We start from the raw sequence: 13,387 nt of genomic DNA on the forward strand, positions 1-13,387 counted from the left end.
TGGCCTGTGGACCGGGCCTGGAACCCGAGGTGGTCGTGCATCCTCCCCGGCCCACTGTCTCGCCGGAGAGCACCGCCAGCACGACCAGCGGCGGGTGTCCAGCCATCGGCCACGCCGAGCCGCTCATCGTCGACTGGCTCACGACACGCCGCTCCGATCTCGGGCTCGCGATGAAAGACGGCATCGCCGTCGTCTCCTACGACTGCACGACGCTGAAGCTGCTCGCGCAGTGCAAGCTCCCAGGGAGCTACTCCTTCGCTGGCGTGACCCGGGCAGAAAAAGTAATACAATTAACAAACCCTGCGGAGATGCAGGCGAACGTGCCCTTCGGGGCCCCGGCGCTGAGCACCGCGATCGAGGGCGGCGGCTCGGCCGCGATCGACGTGGCGCTCGTGCCGACGGGGAAGATGGCGACCACGGTGGCCTCCTCCTCTGCGCAGGATCTCTCGGGCAGCTGCGAGGGCGCCACGCACTTCGTGCGCGCCGCGCTCCTCGGGGCCTTCGCGATGGCGCAAGGCAGCCGGGGCGCGGCGCGGACGGTGGATCAGGTCTTCACGGCGGTCGGGGCGGCCGCGGCGGCGAGCCAGGGCGGCACCACGAGCAAGGAAGGGGAGCTCGACGCCTGCCGGGCCGCGAGGCCCGACGCGCAGGCGCCGACGGAGCGCTGCCATGCGCCGCTGCGCCTGGAGCTCGTCCCGCTGCTCACGAAGAAGGCGGCGGCGGCCGAGGCTCCAGTGAAGCAGGCAGAAGACGAGTTCCCGAAGCTGCCGAGCCCGTGCCCGCTCGGGACGGTGCTGAGCGGGGCGAAGTGCTCCCCGCCTGCGCTCACGCCCGCGCACCTGTGCGAGCCCACCGACGCGAGAGCCTGCGCGGCGGAGTGCGGGAAGGGCGATGTCGGCAGCTGCTATCACCTCGGGATTCAGCACCTGGGCGGCAAGGATTTTCCGCGCGATGACGCGAGGGCGGCGGAGCTGTTCGAGAAGGCGTGCGGCGCCGGCGTCACGCAGGCCTGCTACGCGAGGGCGAAGCAGCTCCTGCGGGACATGAAGAGCGCCAAGGTCCCCCCGGACGCCGCGGGGCGGGCCAAGGTGCGAGAGTTCGCCGACAAGGCGTGCGAGATGGGCGACGGCTGGGCGTGCTTCAGCGTGGCCGAGTGGTACCTCAGCGAAGGCCCGCAGGCGGTCCTCCCGAAGGACCCGACGCGCGCCGTCGCGTTCCTCCGGCGCGGCTGCGATCTCGGGCACGGGCCGAGCTGCAGCGCGCTGGGCAAGATGCTGGTCGAGGGGAAGCTCGCGGCGAAGGACGTCGGGGTCGCCGTGGGCGTGCTCCAGCGCGCGTGCGAGGGCGGCCAGTCCGAGGACTGCGTCGATCTCGGGGACATCCTGCGCAAGGGGCAAGGCGCGCCGAAGGACGGGGTGAAGGCGATCGCGGCATACAGCAGAGGTTGCAGCCTGGGGGACATGCGCTCTTGCAACGCCGCCGGCGCGGTCTACGCGCAGGGCGACGGCGTTCCGAAGGACGTCGCGAAGGCGTATGCGTTCTTCGAGAAGGGCTGTCCGGAGAAGGGGTTCGGGGCCGAGGCGTGCTTGAGCCTCGCCGGGATGTACGAGAAGGGGAACGGCATTCCGAAGGACATGGCGCGCGCGGCGGCGCTCTACGAGAAGGTGTGTGGCACGGGCGGCTGCCTGCGGGCCGCGGAGATCTGGCAGCGCGGCGACGGCGTGACCGCCGATCCGGAGCGGGCCTACGCGCTCTACGAGAAGGCCTGTACGCAGTGGGGCGAGAAGAGGGCGTGTGAAGCGTTCGGCCCGCTCCTGGAGCTCAAGGACAAGGCGCGGGCTCGGACCTTCTATGCAGACCAGTGCGCGCGGACGCAGGACAAGGCGGCATGCGCGGCCCAGAAGCGGCTCGGCGGCACATCACGTTAAAAGAGCTTCATCTGACGATCGGCCCCGGCGCGTGAGCCCCTCTGCGCCTCGGGCGACGGGCCGGCCCGCTGGAGCAGGCGCTCCTCCACCTCGCGCACGAACGGCGATACCTCGGTCTCAACCACCTTGCCGTGCCGCGCGCGTTGCATGGCGCGGGTGAGGAACAACCGCTCTCGCGCCCGCGTCATGCCCACATAAAAGAGCCGGCGCTCCTCGGCGACGTCCGTCTCGTCCCTGCCGGGGAAGCGGAGCGGGAGCAGGCCGTCCTCGCACCCCACGAGGAAGACCACCCGGAACTCGAGCCCCTTGGCCGCGTGGAGCGTCAGCAGCGAGATGCGGTCGGCCCGCGGATCCCACGCGTCGATCTCGGCGCACACCGCGAGCTCGATCAAGAAGCGATCGAGGTCGCCGCCGCAGCGCTCCGCGAGCGCGAGGTGCAGCTCCAGCGCCGCGTCCACGTCGGCCTCGCCGAGGAACGCCGCGCCCTCCTCGGCCGCGACCGCGGCGGGCGGAGCGCCCGCGAGCCCGGGCTGCGCGACCTCCTCGCGGAGGCGCGCCGCGGCCGCCTTGAGGCGCGCCGCGAGCGGCCCCGGCGGGGTGCCGGCGACTGCCCGCGCGAGCGCCTCCGAGCCCGCGCGCTCGGCGAGGCGGCGATCCGACCGCCGCTGGAACGGCATCCCCGAGCGGGCGAGCGCCTCCCGGAGCCGCTCGGACTGCACCTCGGTCCGGTAGAGGACCGCGAAATCCGAGAAGGAATACTCGCCGCTCCCGGCAGGATCACCCACCCGCCCGCTATCCATCGAGAAAAACGTGGACCCGCCGAGCATCCGCTCGATCGTGTGGACCACGCGCTCGGCTTCGGCGGCTTCCGTCGGCGACTCGTGGACCGCCACGAGCTCCACACCGCCCGCGCTCGGCAGGAGCTCCCGCGCGCCGAGCGTCGGTGAGGGCGCGATCACCTGGAGCGCCGCCTCAACGATGGGGCGCGACGAGCGGTAGTTCCGCTTCAAGCGCACCACGCGCGCCGCCGGGAAATCTTGCTGGAAACGGAAGAAGAAGCCCACGTCCGCGCCGCGGAATCCGTAGATCGCCTGATCGGGATCGCCGATGGCGCAGACGTTCCCGCCGGGAGCGACGAGCGCCCGTACCAGCCGGTACTGGCGCTCGTCGATGTCCTGGTACTCGTCGATGGAGAGATACCGGGCGCGCTCGCGCGCCGCGGCGAGCGCTCCGCTCTGCTCCTCCAGGAGCAGGACGGCGTGCCCGATCAGGTCGTCGAGGTCGAGGAGCCCGCGCGCGGCGAGCTCGTCCTCGTACACCTTCCACGCGCGATCGACGTGGCGGTCGATCTCGCCGGAGGCCAGCGCCCCGCGCGCGTCGGCGTGACGCGGGTAACGCCGTTTCAGCGCGGCGATGTCGGCGAGCAACCTGGCCGCCCGCCGGTCCGAGACGCCGAGCGCCGCGGCGAGCAGCGCCGTCCGCTCGCGCTCGCCGGCGATCGCGGGCGGCGCGACCCCCGCGCCCTGCGCGTGCTCGCGGAGCAGGGAGAGGCCGAGAGCGTGGAAGGTCATGGCGGGCACGCGGCCGCCGGCCTCGCCGAGCAGCGCGCCGAGCCGCTCCCGCAGCTCGTCGGCGGCGCGGCGGGTGAAGGTGATCGCGAGGCACTGCTCCGGCGGGACCCCGAGATCGAGGACGAGGTGCGCGATCCGGTGCGTGAGCGTGCGGGTCTTGCCCGTGCCTGGCCCTGCGAGGAGGAGCAGCGCGCCGTCCGTGATCTCCGCCGCGGCCCGCTGCTCCGGGTCGAGCGCTTCGAGCGGCGCTGCGCCGCCCGGCGCAGGCGGCGCGCCGCGGGACACCTCGCCGGCCGGCGACACCTCGCCGGCCGGCGCCGGGCGAGGCTCCGCGTCGGCGCGGCCGCGGCGCGGAGGGGGGCGTGACGCCGCAGGAGCGCGCGCCCCCGAGGGAGGCGGCTTCGGCGCCGCGGCCTCCGGCTGGAAGAGGAGCCCGCCCCCGCGGCGCTGCGCGAGCTCCTCCTGCTGGAAGACCCGGATCGCGCCGTACTCGCCGTCGTAGCCCGCGTCGCGGATCACGCGCCCTTCGCGCATGCGCGCGATCGCCTCGGCGAGCAGGGGCGTGCCGGCGCGCTCGATCTCGTCGAGCGGGGCGTCGCCGAGGAGGAACAGCTCGGGGCCGACGCGCGACAGCACCCCGTCGTAGCTCCGCTGCACCACCTTGCTGGAGGCGCCCACGCCGTGGAGCTCGGCCAGCACCTCGGGCAGCGGCACCAGGTTGCGAAACTCGCTCGCGCCCTCGGGGCGCACGCCCTCGTCGCGATCGGCGAGCTCCTCGACCCGGTGCAGCACGCCCACCGTGACGGGGTGCCCGCACACGGGGCAGGCGAGGGAGAGCGCCCGCGTCTCCGCCGGCGAGAGCACGACATTGCATTTGCGGTGGCCGTCGAGGTGGTATTTGCCCTCTTCCGGGAAGAACTCCACCGTGCCCCCGAAGCCCTGACCGGTCTCCAGGGCGCGCCGGATCGCGAAGTAGTCGAGCGGGGCGTCGAAGGCCGTGGCCTCGCGCCCGAGCTTCGCGGGCGAGTGCGCGTCCGAGCTCGAGACGAGCCGGTACCGATCGAGCCCGGAGATCCGCCAGTTCATCGCAGGATCGGACGAGAGCCCGGTCTCGAGCGCGAAGATGTGCGGCGCGAGATCGCCATAACACTCCTCGACCGCGTCGAAGCCCGCCTTGGAGCCCAGCACCGAGAACCAGGGAGTCCAGATGTGCGCCGGTACGAGGTAGGAGCTCTCGCCGGCCTCCAGCACGATCTCGAGCAGGTGGCGCGAATCGAGCCCCAGGATGGGCCGCCCGTCGGCGGTCAGGTTGCCGATCTTGGCGAGCGCGCGGGCGATGCGCTCCGCCGCGTCGAAGCTTGGCGCGTAGAGGAGGTGATGGATCTTCCGCGTCCGATCTCCCTTCTTGTAGATCGTCGAGATCTCCACCGAGAGGACGAAGCGCGTCGCTCCGCGGCAGGCCCCGGGGAGCCGCTCGGAGACCGCGCGGCCGAGATCGTCCCGCAGGCGGAAGAGCCCGGGCTCGGCGGGCACGAGGTGCTCGCGGAGCTCGGCCATCCACGCTGGATGGGTGAAGTCCCCCGTGCCCAGCACCGTGATGCCCTTGCGCTGAGCCCAGTAGCTCAGATGCGCGAGGTCGCAATCGCTGCTCGTCGCGCGGGAGTACTTCGAGTGCACATGGAGGTCTGCATAAAAACGCATGGTGTTCCGCCGTGAGGTGTCGTTTACCTATCGAGCTCCCTCGCGCTGTCAATCGCGGATAACGGCAGACTCGATGAAATCGGGTTGGAAATTGAGGTGAGCTGACTGCAATGCGCTGCGATGCGTGAGAGTCGCAGTCCTGTGACAAAATGTGCTCGTTCGATGCAATGCGGTTCAACGGGCGCGCTCGTGTGGCAAAACGCGTCCGCTCGATGCAATGCGGCTCAACGGGCGCGCTCGTGTGGCAAAACGCGTCCGCTCGGTGCAATGCGATTCAACGGGCTCGCCTGGACGACACGTTCACGCCGTGAGGGCCGACCGCGCCGCAGGCGCCGCACGAGGCCGCACGGCGAGGACCGACCGGCGCCGGCAGCCGCCGCGCCGCTCGCAGCGGTCGGGCTGGCAGGCGTCCGCAAGCCTTCGACGGCGGCTCGATCCGAGCCTACACGCGTGGGCGCGCGACCCGGTCCGGAGGGGACCGCCGGCCGCAGCGAGGCGTCACGGGGTGGCGGTCGAGGGCGCCGGGGTCTTGCGGGTCAGGTAGAAGAAATCGCGCAGGGAGCGCTTGCGGATGTACTCGTCTTCCGAGAACTCGAAGCCGCTCGCCAGCGCGACCGGCGCGAGGGCGCCGCCCTCACCGGGCTCGTAGAGAAGGAACTTCGGGTACGACCAGTTCACGTCGAGCTGCGCCACCGTCGAGGCGCCGGCGTGCTGCATCCCGAGCGCGATGGCGGGCGCCGTCGTGTGATTGCTGATCCCGACGTAGAGGACCTTGCCGTCGCGGTCGAGCCCCACCGCGGAGCGGCGGATCACCGTGTTGCCGTCCAGCGTGGCGCCCCAGTTGCGGACCTGCGGCGCGCGGAGCAGCGGGTGCAACTCGCCCTCGTCGACCATGCAGCTCGGCGTCTGCCGCCACCACTGCATGTCGCTCTCCTCCGTCGAAAGCCTTGTCCACGGCGCGATCTGCATCCGCCCGTCGCGGCGCCGCGCGAGCGTGCAGCCCTGGTCCCGGGGGCGCACAAGCGTCACGCCGTCGACCCGCATCCCCCACTGGCCGTGCTCGGTCATGAAGCCGCCGTTGAACGCCGCGAGCAGCCGCTCGTGGTCCGCCTCCGGGATCTTCGCGGGCCGCTCGTAGGGCTTGCCCTCCTCGGTCGTCGCCGCCGGCTCGCGGGAGCCGGCCATGAGGTGCACATCGACCCTCGCGAGATCCACCGCCACGATGAACAGCTCCGCCCAGGAGCGGTTCGGATCCGGGTGGAGCAGCGTCTTGTAGAGGCGCGGCGCGTCGCCCGGATGGACGCGATCCGCGATGGGCACCCACCGCCCGTCGCCGGGGGCCGACCAGGCCGCGTGCGCGGGGCCGACGTCCGTCGGCCGGAACGCCGCCGCGCCGGCGCCCCCCGCCGCCGAGCCCGGCGTCGCCGCCGGAGGCGGTGACGCCGTCGTGGCAGGAACCGGTTGCTCGGGCACCTCCCAGTACGTCTTCGGCGGCTCGTCCTTGCGCCAGAACCGCTGGACGCGATCCTCCAGCGCGTACGCCGTCTCCTCGAGCGCTGTCACGTTCTCGGCCCCGATCACCGAGCGCAGCCCGTTCGCGACGAGCGGGCCCATCCATGGAATGCGGTGCACCGCGATCCACAAGCCGGCGCCGGAGAGCACCGGGACGGCGACGGCACCGAGAGCCCAGCGCCGCAGCCGGGATCGGGGCAACCGAAGGCCGGGGCGCTCCGGAGCGGAGTGCCCGACCCGAGCCGGCGTTTTCGAGGCTTCGGCGGTTTCGGCCATGGCGTGCTGCACTGCTTCGAAGGAGCGGGAAGACGCTGGAAGTCGCGGGCGGATGCGGCGCGAGCCACGAGCGCGAGCGCGCGAGAAGCAGGCCCTCCGCTCGGGCGACGGTCTAGCACGGTGCGCCGCGCGCGCGGACCCCGCTCCGCGCACCGCGAGCGGAGCGATGGGATCGCGGCTCGGGCGGCGTCGTAGCGGGTAACCGCAGCGGGAAGCGCGAAGCGGCCAAGGCAAAGCCGAAACCCGAAGCCGAACGACGAGCGACGTGAGCAACGCGTGACGGCTCGCTGTTGGCTCGCGGTCGCTGCTCGACTTCCTCACCACGCCGTACTAGAGTCGCGGCCTCGGACTGACCTGGCACGGGTCGCGGTGCTCGGTCGCTGTCATTGGTCCTCGCAGCCTCCGTTCAAGGGGCGCGAGGCGGCAGCTCTCCGTGATCGAACCCTCTCCACAAGGAGGGCGCGGTGCCGCGGCGTACCTTCCGCCCTTGCTCAGGAGGGGCTGTCCTCCAGCCCGATGTCCATGCAATTTGCCGATCTCAAGCTCATCGAACCGCTGCTCCGCGCCATCGAGGCCGAGGGGTACAGCGCCCCGACGCCCATCCAGCAGCAGGCCATCCCGCCCATTCTCGAGGGCAACGACCTCCTCGGCTGCGCGCAGACCGGCACGGGCAAGACCGCCGCGTTCGCGCTGCCGATCCTGCAGCGCCTCGCGCAGAGCGGCGGGTCGAAGCAGGGCGGGCTCCGCGTGCTCGTGCTCACCCCGACGCGCGAGCTCGCGGCGCAGGTCGCCGAGAGCTTCACCACGTACGGCAAGAACCTCGGCCTGCGGACCGCGGTCGTCTTCGGCGGGGTGGGGCAGCGCCCCCAGATGGAGGCGCTGCGCCGCGGCGTCGACGTGCTCGTCGCGACGCCGGGCCGGCTGCTCGATCTCTGCTCGCAGGGCATCGCCCCGTTCGGTCGGCTCGATACGCTCGTCCTCGACGAGGCCGATCGGATGCTGGACATGGGGTTCATCCACGACATCCGGCGCGTGCTCGCGATGCTGCCCGAGCGCCGGCAGACGCTCCTGTTCTCGGCCACGATGCCGCCGGACATCCTGAAGCTCGCGAACAGCATCCTGCGCAGCCCGGTGCGCGTCGAGGTCGCGCGGATCGCCACGACGGCCGAGAACATCGACCAGCGGGTGGTCTTCGTCGAGCGCGGCGACAAGCGCGCGATGCTGGAGCACGTGCTCAAGGATCCCGCGCTCCGCCGGGCCATCGTGTTCACCCGCACCAAGCACGGCGCCAACCGCGTGGTCCAGCAGCTCAGCCGTGCGCGCATCGAGGCGGTCGCCATCCACGGGAACAAGTCCCAGGGCGCGCGCGAGCGGGCGCTCGCGAGCTTCAAGCAGGGGACGACGAGCGTGCTCGTCGCGACCGACATCGCGGCGCGCGGCATCGACATCGACGACATCTCGCACGTGATCAACTACGACCTCCCGAACATCCCGGAGAGCTACGTGCACCGCATCGGCCGCACGGCGCGCGCCGGGGCGTCCGGGGTGGCGCTCTCCTTCTGCGACAGCGAGGAGCGCGCCTATCTCGCCGACATCGAGCGCCTCATCCAGAAGCGCCTCCCGCTCCTCGCGGACCCCGGGGTTCCGGTCTTCCAGATCGATCCCAGGCCCGCATCGCAATCGCACGGGCAAGCTCGGCCGCAGGCGCAGGGCCGGCCGCAGGGACAGGGCCGTCCCCACCCGCAGGGGCAAGCTCGGCCCCAGGGACAGGGTCGCCCCCAGGGGCAAGCTCGGCCGCAGGGACAGGGCCGCCCGCACCCGCAGGGGCAAGCTCGGCCCCAGGGGCAAGCTCGGCCGCAGGGACAGGGCCGCCCGCACCCGCAGGGGCAAGCTCGGCCGCAGGCGCAGCCTTCCGCGCAGGCGCAGCCCCCGGTGCGGCCGCAGCCGCGGCACGACACCCCTCGCTTCGAGAACTGATCCTCACCGCGCTGCCCGCCGCGCTCGATCCATCACGCCGCGCATCGTCTGATGCGCGCGGCGTCGCGGCCCGGTGCTCGTGGCGCTCGTCACGCGCCAACGAGGGTGAGGGTGCCGCGCCGAGGCGCGCACGTCGTCTGCAAGGCGCACGGGTCGTTTGCGACCGGTACATGCCTGCATGACGCGCTTCGACATTATCTCGTCGATGCGCGGAAACTCTGGCACGATCGCCGTCATGCGCGTCCCCGTCATCGTTGTAAGCCTGCTCACGATCGCTGCCTGCGATCGCGGTGCTCCTTCTTCGAGCTCGTCCACCACGGGCGCCCAAGCCTCCGCCGATCCGGCGCCCGTTGCCTCCGCCGCCCCGCCTGCTTCCGCGAGCAGCGCGCCGGCCGAGGCGCCCGACGCCAGCGCCGCCCCCGCGGCGGCCGACACCGCCGACGCCGCGGCGAGCGCGGCGGCGGCCGACGCCGGGCCCCCCGCGGCCGACGCCGGGCCGCCCGCGGCCGACGACAGCCGCCTTTCGGTGGAAGGGCGTGCCGTCCAGGGAGGGCTCCTGCGCGCCAAGCTGAACGGCAAGCTGCGCCGCATGGCGTTCCCCGGCCACCGCGTGACCGTCAGCGACGAGGGGGAGTTCCTGATCGCCTTCTCGCGCAACGCGCCAGCGCAGGAGAAGCTGACCATCACGTTCGACGACGGGCAGGTGCTGGAGAAGCTCTTCGACGTGGAGCCTCGCAAGTTCGAGGTCGACAAGGTCGACCACCTGCCGGAGAACATGGTCAAGCTCGACATGGCGACACGCGTGAAGCTCACGCAGGCCGAGAAGAAGCTCGACGCGGTCCGGAACAAGTACACGAAGAGGAACTGCTACAAGAACGGCTTCATCTGGCCGTCGAAGGGCCCCATCACCTCGCGGTACGGCCAGCCGCGCCTGCTCAACGGCACGGACGGAGGTATCCACTGGGGCGTGGACATCGCGGTGCCCGTCGGGACCCCGGTGCGCGCGCCTGCCTGTGGCAAGGTCGTGCTCGTCGAGAAGGACCTCCCGCTGAGCGGTCACACCATGATCATCGATCACGGGCAGGGACTGACCTCCACGTTCATCCATCTGCACGGCTTCGCGGCGAAGGTGAACGACGAGGTCAAGCAGGGTCAGGTCATCGGGACCGTCGGGATGACCGGCCGCACGAACGGGCCTCACCTCGACTGGCGCATGAATCTCTTCGAGACACGCGTCGATCCCGAGCTCCTGATCTCCGCCGCGAAGTGACGCATGGCGGGGCAATCTGCCACACGAACAGCGAGCATGGCTGAGGCCCTCCGGGCGGAAACGTGGCTCGGGTCGGGCTGTCGAAGCGGCCTGCGCCTCCAGGCGCACGCCCGCTGATCGTTCTTTCCTGGCCGATGGATGATCGAATGGCCGCCGTGGTCGCTGGGGAGGATAACCTCTCTCCGCGAGCCTCTCGACGGCATACCCCTTGCAAATTTCCGGGCCGACAAAGGCACTCAATCCGGACATCGATTTTGCAAGGAGTCGGTCATGAAGATGCTGTCGCCTCGAGCTCATGGGTTTGTAGACTATGCCGTTGCGGCCCTGTTCCTGCTGGCCCCTTCGCTGTTCGGCTTCGGCGGGCTCCCCGAGACGCTCTGCTACGTCCTCGGCGCCGCGCATCTCGCGATGACGCTGCTCACCGCGTTCCCGCTGGGCGCCGCGAAGATCATCCCGTTCCCTGTCCACGGAGCGATCGAGGCCACGGTCGCCGTGCTCCTCGTCGCGGCGCCGTGGCTGTTCGGCTTCGACGAGGAGCCCGCGGCGAGGAGCTTCTATCTCGTGTCGGGCGTGGCCGTCGGCCTGGTGTGGCTCGCGACGGACTACCGTTCTTCCTACGCCACGACGACGGCGAGCGCTCGTTACCGGCCGGAGCACCGGTCATTCTCCTGAAGGTCGCGCGCGCGTGCCTCGCGATCGGCGCGGCGGCCGGGGTGGTGGATCGGCCGGATTTACGGCAAGCTCATGCGTGGCGGGAGGACAGACGCCGTGAGCGACCTGAAGAATCCGGATCCGATGAGCCTGCGGGTGGGTGACTTCCTCGTGAAGGTGGTGCCCGTCGGCGAGACGACCGACGCCCTCGATACCGAGGCGAACCGCGAGCGGGCGCAGCGGGCCGAGGAGGACCAGCGGGCGGCCCAGTTCGGCGCGGGCGGCGAGGGGGCAGGGGAGGCCGCACAGGAGGCAGCGGAGGCAGCCGTGGACGAGGCGATCGAGGAGGCGCGAGCGCGCTTGACGGGCGCCGGCGAGGACGTGCCGATCTTGCTGCGCGATCCCGTGACAGGAGCGGCGTTCACGATCGAGTGACGGAGGGAGGCACCGTCCATCGGGCGTCCCTGCGCGCCACGGCTGCGCGTGGCGCCTCGTTCCCACACGCACCTCGACCGCGATGGAACGGCCTTCTGGCGCCTGCTCTCCGTGACTCCCCTCCTGAGCACGCCCGCTTCACGGGGCCCTGTTCGGCCAGGGCGGCAGCGATGGCTGCCGTTATCGTGGATGTTCCTCTGTTCGGTTCGGCCGTCCATCCGCTCCGTCCGGAGCCCTGTCCGCTCCCGTGGAGGAAAGCACGGCGCTCCAAGTCTTCAATATTGCTCCGATCCGCTCAGGGAGTTACTCCACTTCCCGCAACGACTGACCGAGGGGAGAGCCATGATGAACATGCCGATGAGCGCGATGCCGATGATGCCGATGATGGGCATGATGCCGAACATGATGGGCGGCATGATGCCGCATATGATGGGCATGATGCCCAACATGATGGGCGGCATGATGCCGCATATGATGGGCATGATGCCGAACATGATGGGCATGATGCCGATGATGGGCATGATGCCGAACATGATGGGCGGCATGATGCCGAACATGATGGGCATGATGCCGAACATGATGGGCGGCATCATGCCCGCGATGATGATGCCGAACATGATGGGCATGATGATGCCCGGCATGAGGATGGCGGCCTGAACCAAGGAACGTTGGCGAGCGGCTCAACCCCGATGGTCGGGAGCGGGCGCTCCTGATCTGCGGGGCGCCAGCCTCCGCTGCGAGGCCCCGCGTGTGGGGGCTCGCCCCGTCCGGTCACGCGCCGGCTGCTTGCTGCGGCTTCGGGTGCTGATCCCGCGACACGAACACCGCTGCTGCCAGGTCCCCCACCACGTTGATCACGGTCCGGCACATGTCGAGGAACCGATCCACCCCGAGGACCAGGCCGAGCCCCTCGGGCGGGATGCCGAGCATCCCCAGGATCATCGCGATGACGGGCAGCGAGCCGGCAGGGATGCCCGCCGTGCCGATCCCACCGAGCACCGAGATGAGCATCACGGTCGCCTGCTGCCCGAAGGTCAGCGAGACGCCGTAGACCTGCGCCAGGAAGAGCACCGTCACCCCCTCGAACAGCGCCGTCCCGTTCTGGTTCATCGCGGCGCCGGCGGTCAGCACGAAGCGCGCGATGGACGGCGGCAGCTTCAGCTCCTCCTCGGCCACCTTCAGCGCGGTAGGCAGCGTAGCGTTCGACGAGGCGGTCGAGAACGCCGTCACGATCGCCGTCCGGCTCCCACGAAAGAACGCGACCGGCGACATCCCGCCAAGGAATCGGACCGAGAGCGAGTAGACCACGAACATGTGCAGGCCGAGGCCGAGCAGCACGGTGAGCACGTACGCCGCCAGCTGCTGCATGATGCCGATGCCCATGCGGGACGTGATCGTGAAGAGCAGCGCTCCCACGCCGATCGCCGCGAACCGGAGCACCCCCTCGATGAGCCGCATCGAGACGTCGAGCAGCCCCTGGATGCACTCGCGGAGCCGCGTCGCCGCGTCGGTCTGGGCGAGCGACAGGCCGATGCCGAAGAGCAGCGAGAACGTGATCACCGCGAGCACGTCGCCCCCTGCCGCCGCCTTGAAGATGTTGTCCGGCACCATCGCGATGATCATCCCCACCGGCGAGGTGTCGACCGGCGCGGTTGCCGCCTTGATCCCCCCGCCGTGCGCGAGGCTCCGGACCGCCTCGGGCAGGCCGTCACCCGGGCGGATCAGGTTCACCAGGACGAGGCCGATCAGCACCGCGATGCTCGAGACGACGGCCGTGTAGCCCAGCGTCCGCAGGCCGAGCCGGCCGACGTGCTTCAGATCGAGCTCGCAGACGCCCATGACGAGCGCCGAGAACAAGATCGGGAGCACGAGCATGAACAGCAGGCGCAGGAAGATCTGGCCCACCGGGTAGGTGATGTGATCGACGATCCAGGTGAGCGTCGGGTGCCCTGCCGCGACGGCGTTCGCCGTGAGACCGCCCGCTGCCCCGACCGCGACGCCGAGCAGCATCGTTCGATGCGATGACATGGCGCCACCTTACACAAGCCGCGGCGCCGCGGTCCGTG

The 13,387-nt window shown here is 70.9% G+C and carries 9 protein-coding genes; 6 read left to right on the forward strand and 3 right to left on the reverse strand.

All coding sequences use genetic code 11. The features are described 5' to 3' along the window. Nucleotides 1-29 precede the first annotated feature (29 nt). Nucleotides 30-1,928, forward strand: coding sequence for a sel1 repeat family protein (locus POL72_RS28740; RefSeq protein ID WP_272099098.1), 1,899 nt, complete (start codon nt 30-32; stop codon nt 1,926-1,928). Here the strand turns inward: POL72_RS28740 and POL72_RS28745 are convergent. Both POL72_RS28745 and POL72_RS28750 read right to left on the reverse strand, forming a co-directional pair. Then, nucleotides 1,925-5,200, reverse strand: coding sequence for a UvrD-helicase domain-containing protein (locus tag POL72_RS28745; RefSeq protein WP_272099100.1), 3,276 nt, complete (start codon nt 5,198-5,200; stop codon nt 1,925-1,927). The genes POL72_RS28740 and POL72_RS28745 overlap by 4 nt on opposite strands. A gap of 498 nt (nt 5,201-5,698) precedes the next feature. Continuing rightward, nucleotides 5,699-6,832: a phosphodiester glycosidase family protein gene (locus POL72_RS28750; RefSeq protein ID WP_272099102.1), complete on the reverse strand. Its 1,134-nt coding sequence runs from the start codon at nt 6,830-6,832 to the stop codon at nt 5,699-5,701. Between the two features lie 672 nt (nt 6,833-7,504). Between POL72_RS28750 and POL72_RS28755 the strand changes: the two genes are divergently transcribed. The 5 genes from POL72_RS28755 (at nt 7,505) to POL72_RS28775 (ending at nt 11,978) form a co-directional block, all read left to right on the forward strand. Next, nucleotides 7,505-8,965: a DEAD/DEAH box helicase gene (locus POL72_RS28755; RefSeq protein WP_276597247.1), complete on the forward strand. Its 1,461-nt coding sequence runs from the start codon at nt 7,505-7,507 to the stop codon at nt 8,963-8,965. 235 nt (nt 8,966-9,200) lie between these two features. Further along, on the forward strand, nt 9,201-10,235 hold the full coding sequence (locus POL72_RS28760) for a M23 family metallopeptidase (protein ID WP_272099103.1): 1,035 nt from the start codon (nt 9,201-9,203) through the stop codon (nt 10,233-10,235). A gap of 270 nt (nt 10,236-10,505) precedes the next feature. After that, the gene (locus POL72_RS28765; RefSeq protein ID WP_272099104.1) at nt 10,506-10,907 is read left to right on the forward strand and encodes an SPW repeat domain-containing protein; all 402 of its coding nucleotides are present in this window, start codon (nt 10,506-10,508) and stop codon (nt 10,905-10,907) included. A 96-nt stretch (nt 10,908-11,003) separates the two neighbouring features. Further along, nucleotides 11,004-11,321: a hypothetical protein gene (locus POL72_RS28770; RefSeq protein WP_272099105.1), complete on the forward strand. Its 318-nt coding sequence runs from the start codon at nt 11,004-11,006 to the stop codon at nt 11,319-11,321. A gap of 342 nt (nt 11,322-11,663) precedes the next feature. Further along, the gene (locus tag POL72_RS28775) at nt 11,664-11,978 is read left to right on the forward strand and encodes a hypothetical protein (protein WP_272099106.1); all 315 of its coding nucleotides are present in this window, start codon (nt 11,664-11,666) and stop codon (nt 11,976-11,978) included. Between the two features lie 114 nt (nt 11,979-12,092). On the opposite strand, the gene POL72_RS28780 is transcribed toward POL72_RS28775, so the two are convergent. Continuing rightward, on the reverse strand, nt 12,093-13,349 hold the full coding sequence (locus POL72_RS28780; RefSeq protein WP_272099108.1) for a dicarboxylate/amino acid:cation symporter: 1,257 nt from the start codon (nt 13,347-13,349) through the stop codon (nt 12,093-12,095). Nucleotides 13,350-13,387: the final 38 nt, after the last annotated feature.

Source organism: Sorangium aterium (genome assembly GCF_028368935.1).
GTDB classification, from domain to species: Bacteria; Myxococcota_A; Polyangia; order Polyangiales; family Polyangiaceae; genus Sorangium; species Sorangium atrum.

What these genes read in the sequence shown, in the direction of transcription:
- POL72_RS28745 (WP_272099100.1), bottom strand. Translation starts at nt 5,200, where the DNA reads ATGCGTTTTTATGCAGACCTCCATGTGCACTCGAAGTACTCCCGCGCG.
- POL72_RS28755 (WP_276597247.1), top strand. Translation starts at nt 7,505, where the DNA reads ATGTCCATGCAATTTGCCGATCTCAAGCTCATCGAACCGCTGCTCCGC.
- POL72_RS28760 (WP_272099103.1), top strand. Translation starts at nt 9,201, where the DNA reads ATGCGCGTCCCCGTCATCGTTGTAAGCCTGCTCACGATCGCTGCCTGC.
- POL72_RS28765 (WP_272099104.1), top strand. Translation starts at nt 10,506, where the DNA reads ATGAAGATGCTGTCGCCTCGAGCTCATGGGTTTGTAGACTATGCCGTT.
- POL72_RS28775 (WP_272099106.1), top strand. Translation starts at nt 11,664, where the DNA reads ATGATGAACATGCCGATGAGCGCGATGCCGATGATGCCGATGATGGGC.
- POL72_RS28780 (WP_272099108.1), bottom strand. Translation starts at nt 13,349, where the DNA reads ATGTCATCGCATCGAACGATGCTGCTCGGCGTCGCGGTCGGGGCAGCG.